At 56.5% G+C, this 21,742-nt stretch carries 21 protein-coding genes; 18 read left to right on the forward strand and 3 right to left on the reverse strand.

Translation table 11 applies throughout. The annotated features are described in order from the left end of the window. Positions 1-3 precede the first annotated feature (3 nt). From ACR0I1_RS01940 to ACR0I1_RS01980, 9 genes are all read left to right on the forward strand, one after another. Positions 4-882, forward strand: a complete 879-nt coding sequence (locus tag ACR0I1_RS01940; protein ID WP_480704733.1) for a lysophospholipid acyltransferase family protein — start codon at positions 4-6, stop codon at positions 880-882. Between the two features lie 8 nt (positions 883-890). Beyond that, the gene (gene murI / locus ACR0I1_RS01945) at positions 891-1,700 is read left to right on the forward strand and encodes a glutamate racemase (protein WP_170405556.1); all 810 of its coding nucleotides are present in this window, start codon (positions 891-893) and stop codon (positions 1,698-1,700) included. A 94-nt stretch (positions 1,701-1,794) separates the two neighbouring features. Beyond that, a complete protein-coding gene (gene argC / locus ACR0I1_RS01950) occupies positions 1,795-2,823 on the forward strand; it encodes an N-acetyl-gamma-glutamyl-phosphate reductase (protein WP_170817735.1) in 1,029 nt (342 codons plus the stop codon). Between the two features lie 7 nt (positions 2,824-2,830). Next, on the forward strand, positions 2,831-3,277 hold the full coding sequence (gene ccmE / locus ACR0I1_RS01955) for a cytochrome c maturation protein CcmE (RefSeq protein ID WP_170405562.1): 447 nt from the start codon (positions 2,831-2,833) through the stop codon (positions 3,275-3,277). Positions 3,278-3,426: 149 nt separating this feature from the next. Beyond that, positions 3,427-4,038, forward strand: coding sequence for a holin-associated N-acetylmuramidase (locus ACR0I1_RS01960; protein ID WP_480704735.1), 612 nt, complete (start codon positions 3,427-3,429; stop codon positions 4,036-4,038). After that, entirely contained in the window at positions 4,029-4,607 is a 579-nt protein-coding gene (locus ACR0I1_RS01965) for a holin family protein (RefSeq protein ID WP_480704737.1), read from the forward strand. The genes ACR0I1_RS01960 and ACR0I1_RS01965 overlap by 10 nt, the downstream gene beginning before the upstream one ends. A 74-nt stretch (positions 4,608-4,681) precedes the next feature. After that, positions 4,682-6,646: a heme lyase CcmF/NrfE family subunit gene (locus tag ACR0I1_RS01970; RefSeq protein ID WP_480561847.1), complete on the forward strand. Its 1,965-nt coding sequence runs from the start codon at positions 4,682-4,684 to the stop codon at positions 6,644-6,646. Beyond that, the gene (locus ACR0I1_RS01975; RefSeq protein ID WP_170405571.1) at positions 6,643-7,098 is read left to right on the forward strand and encodes a cytochrome c-type biogenesis protein; all 456 of its coding nucleotides are present in this window, start codon (positions 6,643-6,645) and stop codon (positions 7,096-7,098) included. Before ACR0I1_RS01970 ends, ACR0I1_RS01975 begins: the two co-directional genes overlap by 4 nt. Before the next feature lie 73 nt (positions 7,099-7,171). Then, on the forward strand, positions 7,172-7,948 hold the full coding sequence (locus tag ACR0I1_RS01980; RefSeq protein WP_170393167.1) for an enoyl-CoA hydratase-related protein: 777 nt from the start codon (positions 7,172-7,174) through the stop codon (positions 7,946-7,948). An 8-nt stretch (positions 7,949-7,956) separates the two neighbouring features. On the opposite strand, the gene bmt is transcribed toward ACR0I1_RS01980, so the two are convergent. Both bmt and ACR0I1_RS01990 read right to left on the reverse strand, forming a co-directional pair. Beyond that, positions 7,957-8,970 (reverse strand): betaine--homocysteine S-methyltransferase, encoded by a 1,014-nt coding sequence (gene bmt / locus ACR0I1_RS01985; RefSeq protein WP_170510072.1) that lies wholly within the window; start codon positions 8,968-8,970, stop codon positions 7,957-7,959. Between the two features lie 121 nt (positions 8,971-9,091). Next, complete coding sequence (locus tag ACR0I1_RS01990) at positions 9,092-9,412, reverse strand: DUF1476 domain-containing protein (RefSeq protein WP_170393165.1); 321 nt, start codon at positions 9,410-9,412, stop codon at positions 9,092-9,094. Between the two features lie 187 nt (positions 9,413-9,599). Here ACR0I1_RS01990 and purC point away from each other — a divergent pair, with 187 nt between their 5' ends. The 6 genes from purC to ACR0I1_RS02020 all read left to right on the forward strand — a co-directional run bounded on the left by purC (position 9,600) and on the right by ACR0I1_RS02020 (position 17,880). Then, positions 9,600-10,355, forward strand: a complete 756-nt coding sequence (gene purC / locus ACR0I1_RS01995) for a phosphoribosylaminoimidazolesuccinocarboxamide synthase (protein ID WP_170393164.1) — start codon at positions 9,600-9,602, stop codon at positions 10,353-10,355. Between the two features lie 100 nt (positions 10,356-10,455). Beyond that, positions 10,456-10,686, forward strand: a complete 231-nt coding sequence (gene purS, locus ACR0I1_RS02000) for a phosphoribosylformylglycinamidine synthase subunit PurS (protein ID WP_010439914.1) — start codon at positions 10,456-10,458, stop codon at positions 10,684-10,686. A gap of 25 nt (positions 10,687-10,711) precedes the next feature. After that, positions 10,712-11,380, forward strand: coding sequence for a phosphoribosylformylglycinamidine synthase subunit PurQ (gene purQ / locus ACR0I1_RS02005; RefSeq protein ID WP_170393163.1), 669 nt, complete (start codon positions 10,712-10,714; stop codon positions 11,378-11,380). A 36-nt stretch (positions 11,381-11,416) separates the two neighbouring features. After that, positions 11,417-13,195 (forward strand): sensor histidine kinase, encoded by a 1,779-nt coding sequence (locus tag ACR0I1_RS02010; protein WP_370644429.1) that lies wholly within the window; start codon positions 11,417-11,419, stop codon positions 13,193-13,195. An 11-nt stretch (positions 13,196-13,206) separates the two neighbouring features. After that, positions 13,207-14,541 (forward strand): sigma-54-dependent transcriptional regulator, encoded by a 1,335-nt coding sequence (locus ACR0I1_RS02015; RefSeq protein ID WP_170393162.1) that lies wholly within the window; start codon positions 13,207-13,209, stop codon positions 14,539-14,541. Between the two features lie 507 nt (positions 14,542-15,048). Then, entirely contained in the window at positions 15,049-17,880 is a 2,832-nt protein-coding gene (locus tag ACR0I1_RS02020; RefSeq protein ID WP_480704740.1) for a ribonuclease E/G, read from the forward strand. Between the two features lie 57 nt (positions 17,881-17,937). Here ACR0I1_RS02020 and ACR0I1_RS02025 read toward each other — a convergent pair whose 3' ends face one another. Next, the gene (locus ACR0I1_RS02025; RefSeq protein ID WP_480613598.1) at positions 17,938-18,171 is read right to left on the reverse strand and encodes a sulfurtransferase TusA family protein; all 234 of its coding nucleotides are present in this window, start codon (positions 18,169-18,171) and stop codon (positions 17,938-17,940) included. A gap of 105 nt (positions 18,172-18,276) precedes the next feature. Between ACR0I1_RS02025 and ACR0I1_RS02030 the strand changes: the two genes are divergently transcribed. From ACR0I1_RS02030 to ACR0I1_RS02040, 3 genes are all read left to right on the forward strand, one after another. Next, positions 18,277-19,029, forward strand: a complete 753-nt coding sequence (locus tag ACR0I1_RS02030; RefSeq protein WP_170393160.1) for a cytochrome c biogenesis CcdA family protein — start codon at positions 18,277-18,279, stop codon at positions 19,027-19,029. A gap of 87 nt (positions 19,030-19,116) precedes the next feature. Continuing rightward, positions 19,117-20,331, forward strand: a complete 1,215-nt coding sequence (locus tag ACR0I1_RS02035; RefSeq protein WP_480704742.1) for a hypothetical protein — start codon at positions 19,117-19,119, stop codon at positions 20,329-20,331. After that, complete coding sequence (locus ACR0I1_RS02040; protein ID WP_480704744.1) at positions 20,328-21,677, forward strand: cytochrome P450; 1,350 nt, start codon at positions 20,328-20,330, stop codon at positions 21,675-21,677. The genes ACR0I1_RS02035 and ACR0I1_RS02040 overlap by 4 nt, the downstream gene beginning before the upstream one ends. Positions 21,678-21,742: the final 65 nt, after the last annotated feature.

The following is a 21,742-nucleotide window of genomic DNA, read 5'->3' on the forward strand; positions in this document are numbered from 1 at the left end:
CCAATGCCCTCGCGCCATCACGTCGCTCGTGACATCTCTTACGCCCATTCCGCAGAAACGCGGAGCGGGCGGATGGTGATCAAGCTGATGGAAAACACCACCGGTCGTCTGCGTCTTATCCGCCGCGCTGACGGGTATGAGCAGGAGGTCGCACAGGGGCGTGATTTTTGGTCCGTAATGGTGGATCGATATGGGCTGACATTAGACGTGGTTGGCGGTGCGTTGTCGAACATCCCAAAAGATGGGCCATTGATCCTGATTGCGAACCATCCCTATGGCATTCTAGACGGGCTAATGATGGGACACATCCTGTCTCAGACTCGGACAGACTTTCGCATTCTCGCCAATCATGTTTTTCGCAAAGCTGAAGACCTGAACAGCATCGTGCTGCCAATTTCGTTTGATGCCACAAAAGATGCGATGAAGCTGAATCTTGCGACCCGCAAAACCGCTCTGAACTACCTAAGCGATGGTGGTGCAATCGGGATCTTCCCGGGTGGCACAGTCAGCACTGCGGCCAAGCCATTTTCTCATCCGATGGATCCGGGCTGGCGCGGATTTACAGCGCGGATGGTTGCCAAATCCAATGCGACCGTTGTGCCGGTTTTCTTCGATGGTCACACCTCGCGTTTTTTCCAGATTGCCAGCCATCTGCACAACACTCTGCGGATGGGGTTGCTGATCAAAGAGTTCAAGAAACGTGTCGATACCCCCGTCCGCGTGGTTGTAGGAGACCCCATTGGGCGCGACATTCTGGACCCGCTGGGCAAGGATACGCGCAAGATGATGGATTTCCTGCGCAAAGCCACGTATGAGCTGTCTCCAGAGCCATTGAAGTCTTATGACTATGGCTATGAATTCGAGGAACGGCATCGCGCCTGAAGGGGCAAATGGCAGTAGGTATCTTTGATTCCGGATTGGGTGGTTTGACCGTCCTGAACGCCGCGCAGAAACGTCTGCCCGACGTTGATTTTCTTTATTTCGCGGACAGCGCGCATGCGCCTTATGGTGTGCGCGATGCCGAGGATATCTTTAACCTGACACGAAACGCTGTGCAGGACCTTTGGGATCGCGGCTGCAATCTGGTGATTCTGGCCTGCAATACCGCAAGCGCCGCCGCCCTGCGTCGGATGCAAGAAGCGGGCGTGCCAGAAGGAAAGCGTGTACTGGGCGTATTTGTGCCTTTGATTGAGGCGCTGACTGAACGGCAATGGGGCGACAACTCTCCGCCGCGTGAGGTTCAGGTGCAGCATGTTGCGCTGTTTGCGACGCCCGCGACAGTGTCGAGCCGTGCGTTTCAGCGGGAGCTGGCGTTTCGGGCGATCGGGGTTGATGTCGAGGCGCAAGCCTGCGGCGGGGTTGTGGACGCCATCGAAGAGGGCGACATGATCTTGGCCGAGGCTTTGGTACGCAGCCATGTGGATGCGCTGAAGCGCAAGATGCCAGAACCGCAAGCAGCCATTCTGGGCTGTACGCATTACCCGTTGATGGCAGAGACGTTTCAGCAGGCGCTCGGACCGGATGTGAAAGTCTATAGCCAGGGTGATCTGGTTGCGGAAAGCCTTGCAGACTACTTGCAACGGCATCCGAATATGCTGGGTGAGGGCACTGATGGCTTCCTGACAACGGGTAAGCCGGGCGTTGTGACGGATCGCGCGACTCAGTTCCTCCGACGACAAATCACCTTTGAAGCCGCCTGACCTAGGTCAAGGACGGCGCTTTTCCGATTCCGTAATTCGTTGACCGTCACAGCGGCGGTCACCCCATGTGACACATGAATGAAAGAGGTCTGACATGACCCACAAAATCGCAATTCTTGGCGCTTCTGGTTACACCGGCGCGGAACTCGTGCGGCTGATCGCCGGGCATCCGAGTATGGAAATCAAATCTCTGGCCGCCGAGCGGAAGGCTGGACAGACAATGGCGCAGGTATTTCCGCATCTGCGCCATATGGATTTGCCGGTGCTTTGCAAGATTTCCGAGATCGACTTTAGCCAAATCGACCTGTGTTTCTGCGCTCTGCCGCACAAGACTAGTCAGGAAGTCATTCGCGAACTGCCCAACACCTTGAAAATTGTTGACCTGTCAGCAGATTTTCGACTTCGCGATGGCGACGAATACAAGAAGTGGTATGGGAATTCACATGCCGCGCTTGGGCATCAGGAAGAGGCGGTTTATGGTCTGACCGAGTTCTACCGTGACGAAATCCGCGGCGCTCGGCTGGTTGCCGGGACCGGATGCAATGCCGCGACGGGTCAGTATGTGCTGCGTCCGCTGATTTCGGCGGGTGTGATTGATCTGGATGACATCATTCTGGACCTGAAATGCGCGGTCTCGGGCGCAGGTCGGGCGCTGAAAGAGAATCTATTGCACGCAGAACTCAGTGAAGGGGCGAACGCATATGCCGTTGGCGGGACGCACCGGCATCTGGGCGAGTTTGATCAGGAATTCACGGAACTGGCTGGACGGACGGTGCATGTGCAGTTCACACCGCACCTGATCCCAGCCAACCGGGGTATTCTGGCCACAACCTATGTAAAGGGTGACCCGCAGAGCGTGTATGAGACACTTCAATCGGCCTATGAAGCCGAGCCCTTCATTGAGATGCTGCCATTTGGCGAGACGCCCTCGACCCACCATGTGCGGGGGTCGAACTTCTGCCATATCGGTGTCGTTGGAGATCGGATCGAACGCCGTGCAATCGTGGTGGCAGCATTGGATAACCTGACAAAAGGTAGCAGTGGGCAAGCCTTGCAGAACGCCAACCTGATGTTAGGTGAGGATGAAACCCTGGGTCTGATGATGGCCCCCTTGTTCCCGTGAGGACGGTATGAAAACGCTTAAGAAACGTCGTCGTGTACAAGTCATTCTAGTGGCTGTTGCGGCCCTGATACTGGCGACGGGTCTGATCGGATATGCGATGCGTGATGGCATCAACTTTTTCCGCTCACCCAGTCAGGTGATTGCAGAACCGCCGAAACCGACCGAGGTGTTCCGTATAGGTGGATTGGTCGAAGAAGGTTCGATCATTCGCGGGCAGGGTGAGACTGTGCACTTCGTCGTGACCGACGGCGGTGAAAGCGTAAAGGTCGCTTTTACCGGTGTTCTGCCTGATTTGTTCTCGGAAAATCAGGGTATGGTGGGCACCGGAAGTTATGTGAACGGAGTCTTTGAAGCCACTGAAATCCTTGCGAAACATGATGAAACCTACATGCCCAAAGAGGTTGTGGACGCATTAAAAGAGCAAGGCGTTTATCAGGAATCAGGCGATAGCTGAATGCAGCATCGCTGAATGCCATCGGCGCTAAAATTTCTAAACAGAAGAAGCGGGGCGTTGCGTGCGAGAGGTAGGCAGCGCCCTTTGTTTTGCAGTGGTGTTAACGAAATTGTCCGACCGTTTACCAAAGTTTGGCAGAGGGGGCGGCAATGCGGACAGTGCGGCAGATTGCAAAAGGGATCGTGGCGCGGGAAGGTGGTTTTGTGGATGACCCCGATGATCCCGGCGGTGCCACGAAATACGGGGTGACGATCCATACCATGCGCCGATTGGGTCTCGATCTGGACCGAGATGGTTCGGTGACGCAACAAGACGTGCGCATGCTTAGCAAAGCGCAGGCCGTCGATATTTTTCTGGAACACTATTTTGAGAAACCACGCCTTCAGGTGCTGCCGGAAGCCGTACAGGCATCCGTGTTCGACATGTACGTCAATGCAGGAGCTCAAGCGGTGAAAATCCTGCAGAACCTGCTGCGGCAGATGGAGTATGACATTACGGTTGACGGGGTCATCGGCCCTCAGACTGCGCAGGCGAGCCGGGAGGCGGCTAGTCCAAAGCCTCTGGTGTTTCGTGATGCCTATGGGGTCGCAAGACGAAACTATTACTTCCGTTTAGCAGACCGGCGGATGGCTCTTCGTAAATATGCCAGAACACGCGCGGGCGGCAAAGGCGGATGGATCAAGCGTGCGGAAGAGTTTTTATCGCCCAAGTATCATCTGAGCGAGGACGCGTTTCAGAAAAGGGTTTCGGGATGGGTTTGATCTCGGGTTTGTTGGCGCTCTTGTTTGGCGGAGGTCGCAATGTGGTTCGTGAAACTGCGGAAGTGTTTCGCGAAAATGTAGAAAGCGGTGCCGAGCGTTCTGTCGAACTGCGCAGTGCAGCCATGGCGCAATTCGGCACTGAATTCCAAGCTCCAAGCAAAACCAGGTTTGATCGATTCATGGATGGGCTGAATCGCCTTCCGCGACCGGCGCTGGCTTTGGGAACATTGGGTTTGTTTCTGGCCGCCATGATCGATCCGTTGTGGTTCGCAGCACGAATGCAGGGAATTGCGCTGGTGCCAGAGCCACTGTGGTGGCTGTTAGGGGTGATCGTGTCGTTTTACTTTGGCGCGCGGCATCAGATCAAAGCGCAGGATTTTCAAAGGGAAATCAGCGCGACAATGCTGAGGGCGCCTGAGGTGATCGCCAATCTTGAAACGATCCGCGGGTTGCGCGATGACAGTCCGGGTGCCGCCGATACTGGCTCGGACGCATCGTTGGCCGAAGCAGTCAACCAGCCGGAATCGAACCCTGCATTGGAGGACTGGAAGCGGCTTCGAAAGACCTGAGGCGCGACATTATGTGCGGTGATCCGAGGCGAATGTGAATGGCACTTGCACCGGTGCCGCAGTATAAGCAGGCCATGATTACAGAACTCGGCCATTTCGCACTTATCTTAGCCTTCCTCGTTGCCATCGTCCAAACTGTGGTGCCGTTGATCGGGGCTGCCAACCGTTGGAACGGGTGGATGGTTTTCGCTGAACCGGCCGCCATCACGCAGTTCATTTTGGCCGCCTTTTCCTTTGGTGCGCTGGTCTGGGCGTTTACCACGTCTGACTTCTCGTTGCGGATCGTGGTGGAGAATAGCCATTCGGCAAAACCGATGCTCTACAAGATCACCGGGACCTGGGGAAACCATGAAGGTTCGATGCTGTTATGGGTCCTGATTGTAGCGATATTCGGCGCGATGGCCGCCATATTCGGCGCTGGCTTGCCTCCGACCTTAAAGGCGCGGGTGCTGGCCGTTCAGGCCGCGATCGGAGTGGCTTTCTATGCCTTTATCCTCTTCACATCGAACCCGTTTGACCGACTGCCTGTTCCTCCGTTCGATGGACGGGACCTGAACCCGCTGCTGCAGGACCCCGGTTTGGCCTTCCATCCGCCATTCCTGTATCTGGGCTATGTCGGCCTCAGCATGGCGTTCAGTTTTGCCGTTGCTGCATTGATCGAGGGCCGGGTGGACGCGGCTTGGGGGCGTTGGGTACGGCCTTGGACATTGGCGGCTTGGGTCTTCCTGACGATCGGTATCGCGCTTGGATCCTGGTGGGCCTACTACGAATTGGGCTGGGGCGGGTTCTGGTTCTGGGATCCTGTTGAGAACGCCAGCTTTATGCCTTGGCTACTGGCGGCCGCTCTATTGCATTCCTCCATCGTGGTGGAAAAACGCGAGGCGTTGAAAAGCTGGACGATCTTGCTTGCGATTATCGCGTTTGGGTTTTCTCTGATCGGGACCTTTATCGTGAGATCGGGGCTGCTGACTTCGGTCCATGCTTTTGCCAATGATCCTGAGCGTGGCGTGTTTATCCTGTTCATCCTGATCATCTTTACCGGCGGTGCGTTGACCCTGTTTGCTGCACGCGCGCAGGCGATGGAGGCGAAGGGTGTCTTCGGAATGGTCAGCCGCGAAAGTGCTTTGGTTCTGAACAACATCTTGTTGGCAGTTAGCTGCTTTGTCGTATTCTTTGGCACAATGTGGCCAATGGTGGCCGAGATGGCGTTCGATAGAAAACTCTCGGTGGGCGCGCCGTTCTTCAATGCTGCATTTACACCATTCATGGTCGCACTCGGAATCGTTCTTCCCGTCGGCGCAATGCTGCCGTGGAAGCGGGGCAAGCTAAGCCGGGCGGCATGGTCTTTGCGCTATGCATTTGTACTGGCGGTCACGATCGCGATACTGGTCTGGGTGATGCAGACCGGACGCAGCGCATTGGGACCCGTAGGTTTGTTGCTGGGGGCGTGGATCACCTTCGGCGCCATCGTCGATCTTTGGAGCCGCACTGGCCGCAAAGGCAGTTTTGGACGCCTGTTTCGACTGCCCGGCGCAGACTGGGGTAAGGCGGTGGCCCATTGTGGTTTGGGTGTCACCATGTTTGCCATCGCAGGCCTAACCGCTTGGGAAGTCGAGGATATTCGTGTCGCTCAACCGGGTCAGCCTTTTGAAGTGGGGCAGTTTACGTTGACGTTGCAAGATGTGCGTCAGGTACAGGGGCCGAACTATTTCTCAACCATGGCGGATGTGCTTGTTGAGAAGGACGGGCGCTATATCGCGACTCTTAACCCGGAAAAGCGCGACTACCCTGTGGCACGGATGCCGACAACTGAGGCTGCAATCGACTATCGCTTTCTGCGCGATCTATATGTTGTGATCGGGGATCAACAAGCTGATGGCGGCTGGGTGATGCGAACCTATATCAAACCTCTGGCCAACTGGATTTGGGGCGGATGTATCCTCATGGCTCTGGGCGGTGTGCTCAGCCTGTCGGATCGCCGTTTCCGTGTTGCAGCCGGTGCACGGAAAACGCCTGCAAGCGGGGTTCCTGCCGAATGAAGCGCCTGCTTGTTATCCTGCTGCTGATTGCATCCCCGATCATGGCTATTCAGCCGGATGAAGTGCTTGACGACCCGGCGCTCGAGACACGAGCGCGGGATATTAGTACCGGTCTGCGCTGCTTGGTGTGCAGGAACGAAAGCATTGACGAAAGCAATGCCGAACTTGCGCGTGATCTGCGTATCTTGGTGCGAGAACGTCTGGTTGCGGGGGATACTGATCAAGAGGTTGTGGACTTCATCGTTGATCGCTATGGCGAATATGTGCTGCTGAAACCTACCGCGACCGGCGCTAATCTGTTGTTATGGCTGTCGGCTCCTGTCATGCTGCTGATAGCGGCCGGCATGGGGTGGAACTTTTTGCGCAAGCGTGCGCAGCATCAGGAAGTAGCGCATTCAGAAGGCCTTAGTGAGGAAGAACAAGAGCGTCTGCGCCGAATTCTGGAAGACTGACGCGCGGTTCTTCTTTTCCTTTTTCCGCATTTGCGTCAGTGTTTTGCAGAACGCTGCGCAGCTGAGGTTTTGCATGGAATACGAAGCGGTCCTTCTGGACATTACTGATAATTTGGCGGTTTTGACATTGAACCGGCCGGATAAGATGAATGCGTTGACGACGCAGATGCGGGCCGAGATCACCTACGCAATGAAAGATGCCGCGCAACACGCTCGCGCGATCGTCTTGACCGGTGCTGGACCTGCCTTTTGTTCAGGTCAGGATTTGGGTGACGCGTCGAGCACAGGAAAGATCGACCTCGAACGCGCGCTTCGCGACGAATATGAACCGATGCTTGAGGCGGTCTATGATTGCCCCGTGCCAACAATAGCGGCTGTTAACGGGCCTGCGGCGGGGGCGGGGGCTAACCTGGCACTTTGTGCCGATGTGGTGATAGCAACCGAGAGTGCCTATTTCCTGCAAGCTTTCGCTCGGATCGGTCTGCTGCCTGATGCAGGCGGCACCTGGTTCATGCCGCGTCAGATGGGGTTTGCCAAAGCGATGGGTGCAGCGTTGTTTGCAGACAAGATCAGCGCGCGCCAGGCGGATGAATGGGGATTGATCTGGGAAGCGGTTGCAGATGATGAGTTCGACGCTCATTGGCGCAAGAGAGCTGCGTATTTGGCGAATGGTCCAACCTCCGGGTTTCGCGCGATCAAACAAGCGATCCGGGGAACTTACGATAGAACATTACCTCAGCAACTTGCAGCCGAAGCCCACCTGCAGGGCGAATGCGGACGTACCCGAGACTTTGCCGAAGGCGTCGTAGCCTTTCTGGAAAAGCGCCCTGCGAAATTCGAAGGGCGCTGATCATTCAATCAGGCCCGGCGGCGGCGACGAGTGCGCCGTTCGGGAACGGCCTCGTCCCCAGTGCCATCTGAGGCTGAGGTAAACGGACCAAGCGCCGATACGATCTGATCCAGGGTCGGGCGCTCGCCGCGCGGACCGTTATCTAACGCCTCGCGCATTTTGCGCAAATGCGCAGGCATAGTGCCACAGCAACCGCCAATGATCGTTGCACCTGCATCGCGCGCCATGGCGGCGTACTGGCCCATCAGTTCAGGCGTTCCGTCATAATGGATATGACCGTCCACATATTTCGGGATCCCTGCGTTGCCCTTGGAAATCAGTGGACGTTCGTTTCCTTGGGCAGCGAACCCAAGCACCGTCCGCAGTATATCCGAGGCACCAGTGCCGCAATTCGCCCCGAACGCAACCGGAGGATTGGGCAGAGTTTCCACGATCATTGCCAGATCAGAAGATGTAACACCCATCATTGTGCGGCCAGCCGTGTCAAAACTCATGGTGCCGCACCACGGCATATCTGCCAGAGCGAACGCTTCTGCCGCAGCCCGGAATTCTTCCGGTGCGCTTATGGTCTCAAGCCACAGAACATCTGCGCCTCCAGCCTTTAGCGCTTCAGCCTGTTCATGAAACATCTCGACGGCTTCGGCGTGCGAAAGGCTGCCGACAGGTTCCATGATCTCGCCGGTCGGGCCAACAGAGCCGGCCACGATGATCGGGCGACCTGCCTTGTCAGCGACTTCGCGACCCAGTTCAGCGCCAGTACGGTTCAGCTCGGCCACGCGGTTCTGGGCGTCGTGTAACTTCAAACGCGCGGCTGTTCCACCAAATGTGTTTGTCAAAAACAGATCACTGCCGGCATCGACCGAGCCCTGATACAGAGCACGAATCTTGTCAGGCGCATCGACGTTCCACAATTCCGGCGCATCGCCTGATTGCAGGCCCATGTTGAACAGGTTCGTCCCGGTTGCGCCATCCGCCAGAATGACGTCTACGGTTTCCAGAAGGTTGCTGAGCGCGTTTGTCATTGGAGTATTCCAAAATTGGGGCCACAGCCCGTCAAAATATGAGACGCCCCGTGTCTCACGACCGGGGCGTCAAATCAAATTCATAAAACTCATGAAGATCATGAGTTTTGCAGCTCAGGCATCAGGACTCGGCTTCTGCCATCACCTGCTCTTTGGCTTCGACCAGAAGTTCGACCATCTTCTCGCGGATTTTAGCCTCATCGGCGAGATCACCGAGGTATCCTTTGACCGCCTCGACAACATCGTCTTCGCTGACATTTTGCAGGTCCGTGTGGACCAGTTCCTGCCCGTATTTACGCGCCTGTTCCACAGTCTCGCCTTTCAGCGCCGAGGCCCATACAGCCATAAATCGGTTGCGGCGCATCCGAGCGATGAACTGCATCTTTTCGTCATGAGCGAATTTGTTTTCAAACGCGGCTTCACGTTCGTCGAATGTGGTCATTGGTTGGGGACCTCTTGGGTTAGATGTTCTTTTCTGATGATATGACTATACGACGCCCTGTGCGCAAGGTATTTGCGCTGCGTCAAAGCCTCTCGGGGTTGCGAACTTGCGGGAAAGCGGGGCTTGCACTATGAGGGCGCCAACGTGAAGGGACTCATTCCCTTTCCCCAGACTGGAAAGGTCGCTCATGGCGCGTCGCAAGAAGATTTACGAAGGTAAAGCCAAGATCCTGTATGAAGGTCCCGAGCCGGGCACCATCGTGCAGTACTTCAAGGATGACGCCACAGCTTTCAACGCCGAGAAGAAAGACGTGATCGATGGAAAAGGCGTTCTGAACAATCGGTTGAGCGAATTCTTCATGACCGGTCTGGCCCAGATCGGAGTTCCGACGCACTTTATTCGCCGTCTGAACATGCGGGAGCAACTTGTGCGGAATTGTGAGATCATTCCACTGGAAGTGATCGTCCGCAACTATGCCGCCGGATCGATGTCCAAACGCCTCGGTATCGCCGAGGGTACTCAACTGCCGCGCCCGATTGTTGAATACTGCTACAAGGACGATGCGCTGGGTGATCCGTTGGTGACCGAAGAGCACATTGCAGCATTCGGCTGGGCGAGCCAGCAGGATATGGACGATATCCTGAGCCTTGCACTGCGCGTTAATGATTTCATGAGCGGCGTGATGCTGGCGGTTGGTATTCGTCTGGTCGATTTCAAAATCGAGATCGGGCGCGTGTTCGAAGGCGATTTCCAACGACTGATCATTGCGGACGAAATCAGCCCCGATAGCTGCCGTCTATGGGATATCGAAACCGGTCAGAAGCTGGACAAGGATGTGTTCCGCCGTGATCTGGGTAGTCTGACTGATGCATATTCTGAGGTCGCCCGCCGTCTTGGCGTTCTGCCCAAAAGCAATGTCACAAAACCAACGCTGATCAACTGATCCTGTCTCATATCGACAGGGTTGTCCGACAAACCCAAGCGGGGTATCCCGCGCCCAACGAAACGGATCGATGCGCGGTCCATCAGTGGAGTTCTCGAAAATGAAAGCACGTGTGCATGTGATGCTCAAGAACGGGGTTCTGGACCCGCAGGGTGAGGCTGTGCGTCACGCATTGGGTGCGATGGGCTTTGATCAGGTCGAAGGTGTCCGTCAGGGCAAGGTGATCGATCTGGAACTGGCAGACGGCGCGACCGAGGCGGACGTAACCAAGATGTGCGAAAAGCTGTTGGCCAACACGGTCATCGAACGCTTCGAGATCGAACTGCTCTGAGTTTTCCGACCTAGGAGGGTCCGCCATGCGCGCAGCCGTCATTGTTTTCCCCGGTTCCAACTGCGATCGTGATCTTGCCGTTGCCTTCGAGCAGGCCGGTTTTTCCGTCGATATGGTCTGGCACAAGGATGCCGCGCTGCCCGAGGGTATAGATATCGTCGGTGTGCCGGGTGGGTTTTCTTACGGTGACTATCTGCGCTGCGGCGCGATTGCGGCCCAGTCGCCCATTTGCAAAGCGCTGGCCGCGCATACCGAGCGTGGTGGCTATGCCGTCGGTATCTGCAACGGTTTTCAGGTTCTGACCGAAACCGGAATTCTGCCTGGCGCTCTGTTGCGCAATGCCGGTCTGAAATACATCTGCAAAACGATCGGACTGAAGGTCGAAACCAGCGATAGCGCCTTTACTGAAGGGTACAATGCCGGGGATGTGATCGATATCCCGATTGCGCATCACGATGGCAATTATTTCGCAGACGATGAGACCTTGGCCGAGTTGAAGGATCAGGATCGCATTGCCTTCACATATGCCGAAAATCCCAATGGTTCGCGCGACGATATTGCAGGGATTTTATCGCACAACCGGCGCGTGTTAGGCATGATGCCCCACCCAGAACGAGCGGCGGATTCAGGCCACGGAGGCACTGACGGGACGGCGCTCTTCCGCGCATTGGCCGGGGTGCTGACGCCCGCGTGACTTGAGGTCATCAGTCGGGACGCGTAGCGTCAGTACATGAGCGCGGAAGATCAAGCAGACAGCAAAGGGTTTCTGAACCGGTTTCGCGGCGCGCCTATGGGCTGGCGGCTGCGGCTTGCCGTGTTTTTGTTGCTGCTTGCTACCGTCGCCACAGTGTGGATCACCAACAGTCTGCTAACAAGTCGCTTCACCGAATCGACCAGAAACCGGGCCGAACTGCGGTTAGCCTTGTATTCCGGCAACCTGCTGAGTGAGTTGCGACGCAACGCCATCGTGCCGCAGTTGCTTGCCCGTGACCCCACCCTGATTTCGGCCCTGCAATCCAGCGATTACACGCTGTCGAGCCAGCGCCTGATCTCTTTTGTTGAAGAAATCGGAGCGGCCTCGCTGGTTTTGCTGGATGGGGATGGCCTGACACGTGCTGCAACCGACCGGAACCGGTTGCAGGAAAGCCACCGGAACTCGCCTTACTTCATCGATGCTATCCGGTCGAATGCCACTATATTCTCGGTCATTCCACGTGAATCCGGCGGTTACAGCTTTGTCTACTCGCGGCGAATCGAGGCGAATGCAGAGATCCTTGGCGTGATCGTAGTCGAAGTTGATTTGCAGAAATTTGAACGCGCCTGGGCAGGTATTTCTGATGCGGTGATGGTCACCGACAGCACCGGTACGATCATCCTCTCGACCGAGCCTCAGTGGCGAGGTCTGGATGAAAGCGGTGCCATGTTGCGCCAACCCCCTCAGAACGCGATTCAGCGCGCAATCCGGGCCACAACCGATTGGAGCGCTTTGCCCCCCGATGCCTATCTTCAGGGCGAGGCTGTGATGCGGATGGAGACCCGCATTCCGTTCCGGGGCTGGCAAATGACCTCGTTCACCACCTATTCGTCGATCCGCGAGCGGGTGAACAGCGTTCTGGCGCTTGAGATCATGGCCTTTGCGATTCTTCTGGCGCTGACCTTCTATGCGCTCAGCCGCAGAGCGACGTTGCGCATGACCTTGTTCCAGCGCGAGTCGGCGGAGCTTCGCGCATTGAACGTAAGGCTGCAGCGGGAAATCGCTGAGCGTGAACGTGTTGAAAAGACGCTGGAAGTTGCCGAACAAACCCTTGCCCAGAGCTCAAAACTGGCAGCACTTGGAGAGATGTCTGCGGCAGTCAGTCACGAGTTAAATCAACCTCTGGCTGCGATGAAAACTTATCTGGCCGGCGCGCGTCTGCTTTTGCGTCGAAACCGACCCGAAGAGGCGTTGGCCAGCTTTGGGCGGATCGACGGATTGATCGAGCGGATGGGAGCGATCACGCGCCAACTCAAATCCTATGCGCGCAAAGGTGCAGATGCGTTTTCGCCTGTAAATCTTGGCGAAGCGCTGGCCTCGTCCCTGTCGATGATGGAACCGCAGCTGCGTCAGCGGCATGTGAAGATAACCCAGATTTTGCCCGAAGAACCTGTTATAGTGATGGGTGATCGGATGCGGATCGAACAGGTTATGGTCAATCTCTTGCGCAATGCGCTGGATGCGACCAAGTCTGTGGATGAGCCGGATGTCGAGATCATTCTCGCTGCAGGTGAAACTGCGGTACTGACCGTGCGGGACAATGGCCACGGGATCGAGGATATCGAAAACCTGTTCGAGCCGTTTTATACGACCAAACGCCCGGGGGACGGCGTTGGTCTGGGGCTTGCCATCTCGTCCGGGATCGTGAACGACCATGGCGGACGGCTGACCGCGCGCAACGGCCAACAGGGTGGCGCGGTGTTTGAGATGCAATTGCCCATATTGGGAAGCGACGGCCTTGAGGCCGCGGAATAGAGGAAGTGACTATGGCACAGGCCATGAAAATCGCCATCGTGGATGATGAACAGGACATGCGCCAGTCGATCAGCCAGTGGCTGGCTTTGTCGGGGTACGACACCGAAACCTTTTCAAGCGCCGAGGATGCGCTCAAGGTCTTGGGGCCAGAATATCCCGGGATCGTGATCTCTGACATTAAGATGCCTGGAATGGATGGCATTCAACTGCTGAAAAAGCTGATGGGGGCCGATAGCACGCTACCGGTGATCATGATCACGGGACATGGTGACGTGCCAATGGCCGTAGAGGCGATGCGTGTCGGGGCGTTCGATTTCCTTGAAAAGCCGTTTAACCCCGATCGTATGTCCGAACTGGCCAAACGCGCCAGCAATGCGCGTCGTCTGACGCTCGACAACCGAGCCCTGCGGCGTGAGCTGTCTGGCGGTACGCAGATCATGAACAAGCTGATCGGTGCCAGCCCCGTCATGGAGCGGTTGCGTGAAGATATTCTGGATCTGGGGCAGGCGGATGGTCATGTCCTGATCGATGGGGAAACCGGAACCGGAAAGACTTTGGTGGCGCATGCATTGCACGCGGTTGGTAGCCGGGCGGGTAAGAAATTCGTCCTGGTTTCTTGCGCAGCACTTGAGGAAGAAGCGCTGTCGAAACGCCTGTTTGGCCCGATGTTGCCCGAGGACACGCAGTTGCCCGCCATCGAAGAGGCCCGCGGCGGTACGCTGGTTCTCGAGGATGTCGAAGCCCTGAGTGATACGCTGCAGGCCCGTCTATTGAGCGTTATGAATGAGCAGGGCACCCCTGCGGAAACGCGGATCGTTGCAATTTCGAACCTGCAGGAAGCGGGCAAAACCTCAGAAGATGTATTGCGTCCCGATCTGTTCTATCGGTTGGCGGCGCTGCGCATCACCATGCCTCCGCTGCGACAGCGGGGTGAGGACATCCTGACGCTGTTCACCCGTCTGAGCGAACAGTTCGCAGAGGAATATGGCTGCGACGCGCCTCAGGTCAGTGCGCAGGAAGCGGCTCAGCTGCTTCAGGCCCCGTGGCCCGGGAATGTGAGGCAGTTGATCAACATTGCTGAGCGTGCGGTGCTGCAGTCGCGGCGCGGGTCGGGGACAATTGCTTCGCTGCTGATGTCGGATCACGAAGAGATGCAGCCAGTGATGACAACTGAAGGCAAGCCGCTGAAGGAATATGTTGAAGCCTTCGAGCGGATGCTGATCGACAATACGATGCGCCGTCACAAGGGATCGATCGCCTCGGTGATGGAAGAACTCTGCCTGCCACGCCGGACACTGAACGAAAAGATGGCGAAGTACGGGTTGCAGCGTTCGGATTACCTGTGAAAGCGGAGGAGGGGGCCAGCCCCCTCTTGAGCTTGCGGTTCAATTCAACCCCTGGATATTTCTGAACAGATGAAGGGACTCTTCGGCGCGTTCTTGGGTCGCGATGCAGTTTGCCCATTGTCTTTTCCACAGGACTGCTTTTATTGTGATCGAACGGGCCGGGTATTTTGTGCCTGCAAGCCCCGTGTTTTGAGTTTCGCTGCTGAGCTGATGGTGAGGATAGATCCCGCGCGGCGCGGCAGACCGATTATGCCCCAATGGGGCAGATGAACGCCTGAACCCGTCTATGCGGGTGAAAGGAATAAATGGGCGGGCCGCATTTAGACGCGCCTGTCGGAGAAGAACCGCGATGACGCGCGCGCAACGATTGAGTATACGGGCAGGGGGCCAAAGCGCCAGACCCTGCCGCGCGCCGTCCGATATCGCCCGTACAAGACACCTCCCCAAAAGCGCCTGTCCGCCTGGACGGGTCAGGACAACGCGTTTGGCGCGGTGCACCAAGGACACATGGCTAAGAAAATGCTTATCGATGCCACCCACGCGGAGGAAACCCGCGTTGTGGTGGTCGACGGAAACAAGGTTGAGGAATTTGACTTTGAATCCGAAAACAAACGCCAGCTTGCTGGCAACATCTATCTTGCAAAAGTAACACGGGTTGAGCCGTCGCTACAGGCGGCATTTGTGGACTACGGCGGGAACCGGCACGGGTTTCTGGCGTTTTCTGAAATACATCCCGACTATTACCAGATCCCCGTCGCCGACCGTGAGGCGCTGATGGAGGAAGAGCGCGCCTATGCCGAGGCGATGAAGGCGCGGGATGAGGCCGAGGAAACAAAGCCCAAGAAGCGCCGGTCGCGTTCGCGCTCGAAGGCCGCTGACGTCAAGACGGACGATCCGGTTGAGACGCTGGAGGTTTCCTCAGAGCCGACCGGAATGGAAACCATCGATCTGGATGACGGTGAAGAGACGGAGGTGCCCGAAGGGACGTCTCCGATGGAAATCGTTGCCGAGACGCCGGTGGAAGAGCCAGAGGATGCCGCCGAGCCTGTTGCTGAAGAAGCTCCGACCGAAGAAGCCAAGTCCGAAGATGTAGATCAGCAGGCGGAAGCGCCAGAAGAGACTGCTGAGGTAGCGGAAGACGCGCCTGTCGAAGCAACTGATACCGACCAAGAAGAACCTTCGGATGAGGTCGAAGCCAAGTCTGACGAAGAAGAGGCGGAAGCTTCTGGCGATGAGCCCGAGGTGGATGGCGAGACAGAAAGCAAAAGCGCTGACGCGGCTTCGAAAGACGATACCATCGAGTCGGTCGCAGACGAAGACGATAGCGAGGATATCCGTCCTCCGCGCAAGCCACGCCCGCGCCGCTACAAGATTCAAGAAGTTATCAAGGTGCGTCAGGTCCTGCTGGTGCAGGTGGTCAAGGAAGAGCGCGGCAACAAGGGTGCGGCACTTACCACGTATCTGTCTTTGGCGGGTCGGTACTGCGTACTGATGCCCAATACCGCACGGGGCGGCGGAATTAGCCGCAAGATCACCAATGCCGCTGACCGGAAGAAACTGAAAGACATTGCCGCTGAAATCGACGTGCCCACGGGCGCGGGTCTGATCGTTCGTACGGCGGGAGCCAAGCGGACCAAATCAGAGATCAAGCGCGACTATGAATACCTGCAACGACTGTGGGAGCAGATCCGCGAGCTGACGTTGCAATCCATTGCGCCTGCGAAAATTTATGAAGAAGGCGACCTAATCAAACGCTCGATCCGCGACTTGTATAATCGCGACATCGATGAGGTTCTGGTTGAAGGCGAGGGCGGGTATCGCATCGCCAAAGACTTCATGAAGATGATCATGCCGTCGCACGCCAAGAACGTGAAGCGATACGAAGACGCGCTGCCGCTATTCGCGCGATATCAGGTGGAAAGCTATCTGGCCGGGATGTTCAACCCGACGGTTCAGCTGAAATCCGGTGGCTATATCGTGATCGGGGTGACCGAAGCGCTGGTGGCGATCGATGTGAACTCGGGTCGGGCGACCAAAGAAGGTTCGATCGAGGAAACCGCGTTGAAGACCAATCTGGAGGCCGCCGAAGAAGTGGCGCGCCAATTGCGTCTGCGCGATCTGGCCGGTCTGATTGTGATCGATTTCATCGATATGGACGAGCGCAAAAACAACTCGGCCGTTGAGAAGCGACTGAAGGATAAGCTGAAAACGGATCGTGCCCGTATTCAGGTGGGCCGGATTTCGGGCTTTGGACTGCTCGAAATGAGCCGTCAGCGTCTGCGTCCTGGAATGCTCGAGGCGACGACCCAGCCATGCCCGTCTTGCCATGGTACCGGCCTGATCCGGTCGGACGACAATATGGCACTGTCAATCCTTCGCCAGATTGAAGAGGAAGGCACTCGCCGCCGTTCGCGTGAGGTATTGGTGCGTTGCCCGGTTAGCATCGCCAACTTCCTGATGAACCAGAAACGCGAACATATCGCGCAGATCGAAGCGCGGTATGGTTTGTCGGTTCGGATCGAAGGGGACGTTCATTTGGTCAGTCCCGACTTCTCGATGGAGAAGTTCAAGACCGCGAGCCGCGTTGTTCCTGAAGCAACTGCGCCGGTGGTATCGGTTGATGCGTCGCTGATGGATATGGTCGACGCCACGGATGAGGACGAAACCGAAGAAGAAACTGCGGTTCAGAGCGAGGAAGAGACCAAGCCCAAGCGTAAACGGCGTCGGCGCCGGCGCAAGAAGAGTTCGGGCAATGGTGACGCGCCGGATGGCAATGCGGACGAGTCTGACGCAGACAGTGTAACCGACTCGAGCAACGAAGCTGAGAGCGTCGAAGCCAAACAGACCGAGGCGGAGCCTGTTGCTGAGGAAGATGCCGAGAAAGCGACCAAACCGAAAAAGCGCCGGGCACCGCGTCGACGCAAAAAGGATACTGAGGCCACAGCCGAAGCAAGCGAGACGCAGACCGAAGCGGATAATGCGAACTCCGATCAGGAGAAAGAGCCGGTCAATGCTGAGGCCGACGAGGCTGAACAGCAAGAGCCAGCCGATGAGTCTGAAAGCATCGAACCAGCCGCTGAGCCCGATAGTACTGATGCACCATCAGAACTTGAGATAGCCGAAGCAACGTCGGCTTCTGAAGTCGCTGAAGAAGTGCCAGAGGAACCTGCTGAAGCGCCTGAACTGGTTGCCGAAGAAGCCGAAGAATCGACCGTGGCAGCAGAACCCGAAGTCATTGAGGCTGCCACCCCAGAGCCAGTCTTGGAGGCAGTGGCAGACGAACCCGAACCCGCGCCGACCAAGCCAAAGCGCCGAGGGTGGTGGTCATTGGGACAGTAAGAAATAGGCGGGCCAACTGGCCCGCCTTTTTTCATTAGCGTGCGTTCCAAAGAAACCTCAGGCCGATTTTTGGATCACATATATCTGATGACCATCCACTGTTTCTTGCGAGACAAGTGTGTGGCCAGATTCGGTGCAGAAATGCGGTACGTCGATAATCGCGGCTGGATCATCGGCCAGCACGCGCAGCATACCCCCCGCAGGCAAGGATTTCAGGCGCTTCCGAGCCTTCAAAACAGGCAGGGGGCACAACAATCCCAACGCATCCAGTGTTTCAATCTCATTGGTCATGGGGCTGAGATATTTCTAACGAGCCATACTGTCCAGCGCGCAACCACGAGGATGTGACCGAATGGCCTCGTGACGAAACCCGCGCGATAACTTATGTGCTGAGTCATGTTCGGAATTGAGATCATAGACGCGGGCCTTCTGCCTGCCATGTTTATCGCCATGCTGGGCGGGTTGATAAGTTTTCTGTCTCCCTGCGTGCTGCCGATTGTGCCACCGTACCTCGCGTATATGAGCGGTGTAACTATCAACGAGATGCAGGATGAGGCGCGCGCGCGGCGCAAGGCGACCCTGGCGGCACTGTTTTTTGTTTTGGGTCTATCGACAGTGTTCCTGCTGCTAGGCTTCACAGCCTCGGTCTTTGGGGCGTTTGTCCTTCAGAACCAAGTGCTTTTCGCCAAACTCTCGGGTGCTGTCGTCATTGTCTTTGGCCTGCACTTTCTGAACGTGTTCCGTATTCCTTTGTTGGATCGTGAGGCACGCGTTGATACGGGTGACTCCAGCGGATCTGTGTTCGGGGCATATATTCTGGGACTGGCCTTCGCCTTCGGTTGGACGCCGTGCATCGGCCCACAATTAGGTGCAATCTTGTCGCTTGCCGCCTCCGAAGCATCAGTCACGCGTGGCACCGTATTGCTTGGCGTATATGCGGCAGGCTTGGGCATTCCATTCTTGCTGGCTGCGATGTTCCTGAACCGCTCGATGGCGGTTATGAACCGCATCAAACCGCATATGGGCACAATCGAGAAGGTGATGGGCGGGCTGCTGCTGTTTGTTGGCATCATGCTTGTCACCGGTTTGTTCACCGAATTCAGCTGGTGGCTGTTGGAAACATTCCCGGCTTTGGCAAACCTCGGTTAACCCTCTGGCTTTAAACGCGGATGGATAGACGCCAGGTCTTACCTTGGCGTCAACGCTGCGCTAATCTTTGGCGCAGAGGGCCGGGTAATGAGCAGTCAGCAATCCAAACCGCAGGTGCGCAAACGCCGGGTGTTTTACATTCCCGGCTACGACCCGATTCATCCGCGCCGATATCGAGAGCTCTACCGCAAAGAGGGGCACGCCCAGGCTGAGATATCGGGATACCAGATCGATATTAGCGCTAGGGCGGGCGAAGGTCCCTACGGCTGGCAGGTGACTTCTCAGCAGGACGGCAGTCCTGTTGATGCAGATGTTCAGGTTCTGGTCTGGTCCGATATCGTGCGTGACAGCATGGCTCAATCGATCCCGGCAACCTATCTGCAACTGGCGAGAACCGCCTGGATATATATCTCGACCGGTACGCTTTGGCGGCTGATGCAGCTGCGCAAGGGGCCCGTAATTGCGGCTCTATACCCGGTGGCAATGCTGCTGCTGCAGCTTTTGGCATCGTTGTTGATTGCTTGGGGTTTAGTCGCTGTATTGAAACCACTCGTTGGGTGGTGGTCTTTGGTACCTGCTGCCGGAGCAATCTATGCTCTGATGCAATGGTTCCGAAAGATCGATAATCGTCTGTTCGCTTATTACCTTATGCATGACTATGCCCACTCGGCGAAGCTATACGGCGCGTATTCGCAAGATCTGCAATCGAGGCTGCGGGAGTTTTCTGACCTGATCACCGAGACGCTGGACACAGACACCGATGAGGTGCTGGTCGTAGGTCACAGCTCTGGCGCCCATCTTGGTGTGTCAGTGTTGGCAGATGTTTTACGACGACGGGGCGGTGTACTGGATAAGCCAGTCGTATCCTTTCTGACCTTGGGACAGGTGGTGCCAATGGTTTCGTTTCTACCGCAGGCACACTCGCTTCGCGCTGATCTTAAATATCTATCCGAACGCGCGGATATGACTTGGATCGATGTCTCTGCACCGGGGGATGGCTGCGCGTTTGCGTTGTGCGATCCGGTCGCGGTCAGCGGCGTCGCTGGCCCCAAAAAGTGCGGGCCGCTGGTTCTTTCTGCGGCCTTCACCCAAACACTGTCCCCCGCGCGATGGCAGCAATTGCGTTGGCGCTTTTTTCGCCTGCACTTTCAATATCTTTGTGCGTTCGATCAACCTGGACTTTATGACTATTTCCGCATCACCGCAGGTCCTGAAACATTGAAGCAGCGGTTTGAAGGGCGCGCGCCATCTCGGTCGCGCATTGAACGGGCGGTTTCGAAATACATTGCGGTGGAAGCATGACGCCCCCAAAGCCCGAAGCACGACCGGATAAAGTCTCGCTGTGGCGGTATCTGCGTCTGTTTCGTCAAGACTTGCTGTCTGCTCAGCCCCAGCGTCTATATCGAGCGTGGATGGCTGAATTCCGAACGCCGTTCTTTCACTCGTATATGGTCAACCAACCCAATCTGATCCGCGCAGTTCTGAAAGAGCGCCCGGATGCGTTTCCAAAATCAAATCGCATCAGCGAAGGCTTAAGCCCCTTGTTGGGTCGGTCGGTGTTCCTGACCAATGGCGAAGTCTGGAAACGGCAGCGCAGGATCATTGATCCCGCCTTTGAAGGCGGACGTTTGAAAGATACGTTTCCCGCAATGTTAAATGCGGCGCAGGCTTGTGCGGATCGGCTTTCTGGCAGGGTTGGGCAGAAGGTGGAATGTGAAGAAATCACAAGCCATGTCGCGGCGGATGTGATTTTCCGCACCCTGTTTTCGGTTCCCATCGAAAATGAGGTTGCCGCGCAGGTCTTCGATAAATTTAGAATCTATCAGCGCGAACAGCCCTTGCTGAACCTGGCCGCATTCGTTCCGGTTCCAAGCTGGACGCCCCGATTTCATTCTCGCAAAACTCGCCAAACCGCCAGCGAGATTCGGGATCTGATCAGCCGATTGACGGATGAACGCGCTATAGCAATCGAAAACGGGTCGGCCCCCGATGATCTGGCCACCAAGATAATGACGACAACAGACCCGGAAACCGGAGACCGGTTTGATGCGCAGGAAATGGTCGATCAGGTCGCCATCTTCTTTTTGGCGGGGCATGAAACCAGCGCGTCTGCACTGGCTTGGACGCTCTACCTGATGGCGATGCATCCGGACTGGCAGGAAAAGCTGGCTGAGGAAGCGAAAGCTCTGGACATGCCCAAGTTTTCTACCATGTCCCAATTGAAACTTAGCCGCGATGTGTTTCGTGAAGCTTTGCGCCTGTATCCACCAGTTCCAATGATGGTGCGCGAGGCGACATGTCCTGAACGCTTCCGTGATCGGGATATTTCGCAGGGTTCTCAGATCGTTGTAAGCCCCTGGCACTTGCATCGGCACGAAAGGCTTTGGGACCGGCCGGACGATTTCGACCCCACGCGATGGACGACGGAAAACGGAAAGAAATGCCAGCGCGAGGCCTATATTCCCTTTTCGGCTGGCCCCCGGGTCTGCACGGGCGCAGGGTTCGCGATGGTAGAAGGTCCTTTGATCTTATCGATGCTCTTGCGTCGTTACCGATTCGAAACAATACCAGACGAAACGCCGGTACCGGTCGCGCATTTGACCGTCAGATCGAAAGACGGAATTTGGTTGCGCTTGGTTGAGCGCTAACAAACTACCATCGCTCTTCGGCATGCTGTATGCGGATTGAAAATGCGGAATCATATTGAACGGGA

Source organism: Ruegeria sp. B11, assembly GCF_056539785.1.

Bases quoted from the DNA above. Each gene is read 5' to 3' on its own strand.
- ACR0I1_RS01970 (WP_480561847.1), top strand. From the start codon at position 4,682: ATGATTACAGAACTCGGCCATTTCGCACTTATCTTAGCCTTCCTCGTT.
- ACR0I1_RS02040 (WP_480704744.1), top strand. From the start codon at position 20,328: ATGACGCCCCCAAAGCCCGAAGCACGACCGGATAAAGTCTCGCTGTGG.
- ACR0I1_RS01960 (WP_480704735.1), top strand. From the start codon at position 3,427: ATGCGGACAGTGCGGCAGATTGCAAAAGGGATCGTGGCGCGGGAAGGT.
- ACR0I1_RS01975 (WP_170405571.1), top strand. From the start codon at position 6,643: ATGAAGCGCCTGCTTGTTATCCTGCTGCTGATTGCATCCCCGATCATG.
- ACR0I1_RS01980 (WP_170393167.1), top strand. From the start codon at position 7,172: ATGGAATACGAAGCGGTCCTTCTGGACATTACTGATAATTTGGCGGTT.
- argC (WP_170817735.1), top strand. From the start codon at position 1,795: ATGACCCACAAAATCGCAATTCTTGGCGCTTCTGGTTACACCGGCGCG.
- ACR0I1_RS01990 (WP_170393165.1), bottom strand. From the start codon at position 9,412: ATGACCACATTCGACGAACGTGAAGCCGCGTTTGAAAACAAATTCGCT.
- ACR0I1_RS02020 (WP_480704740.1), top strand. From the start codon at position 15,049: ATGGCTAAGAAAATGCTTATCGATGCCACCCACGCGGAGGAAACCCGC.
- ACR0I1_RS01940 (WP_480704733.1), top strand. From the start codon at position 4: ATGCCCTCGCGCCATCACGTCGCTCGTGACATCTCTTACGCCCATTCC.
- ACR0I1_RS02025 (WP_480613598.1), bottom strand. From the start codon at position 18,171: ATGACCAATGAGATTGAAACACTGGATGCGTTGGGATTGTTGTGCCCC.
- ACR0I1_RS01965 (WP_480704737.1), top strand. From the start codon at position 4,029: ATGGGTTTGATCTCGGGTTTGTTGGCGCTCTTGTTTGGCGGAGGTCGC.
- ACR0I1_RS02015 (WP_170393162.1), top strand. From the start codon at position 13,207: ATGGCACAGGCCATGAAAATCGCCATCGTGGATGATGAACAGGACATG.
- bmt (WP_170510072.1), bottom strand. From the start codon at position 8,970: ATGACAAACGCGCTCAGCAACCTTCTGGAAACCGTAGACGTCATTCTG.
- purQ (WP_170393163.1), top strand. From the start codon at position 10,712: ATGCGCGCAGCCGTCATTGTTTTCCCCGGTTCCAACTGCGATCGTGAT.
- murI (WP_170405556.1), top strand. From the start codon at position 891: ATGGCAGTAGGTATCTTTGATTCCGGATTGGGTGGTTTGACCGTCCTG.
- purC (WP_170393164.1), top strand. From the start codon at position 9,600: ATGGCGCGTCGCAAGAAGATTTACGAAGGTAAAGCCAAGATCCTGTAT.
- ACR0I1_RS02035 (WP_480704742.1), top strand. From the start codon at position 19,117: ATGAGCAGTCAGCAATCCAAACCGCAGGTGCGCAAACGCCGGGTGTTT.
- ACR0I1_RS02030 (WP_170393160.1), top strand. From the start codon at position 18,277: ATGTTCGGAATTGAGATCATAGACGCGGGCCTTCTGCCTGCCATGTTT.
- purS (WP_010439914.1), top strand. From the start codon at position 10,456: ATGAAAGCACGTGTGCATGTGATGCTCAAGAACGGGGTTCTGGACCCG.
- ACR0I1_RS02010 (WP_370644429.1), top strand. From the start codon at position 11,417: ATGAGCGCGGAAGATCAAGCAGACAGCAAAGGGTTTCTGAACCGGTTT.
- ccmE (WP_170405562.1), top strand. From the start codon at position 2,831: ATGAAAACGCTTAAGAAACGTCGTCGTGTACAAGTCATTCTAGTGGCT.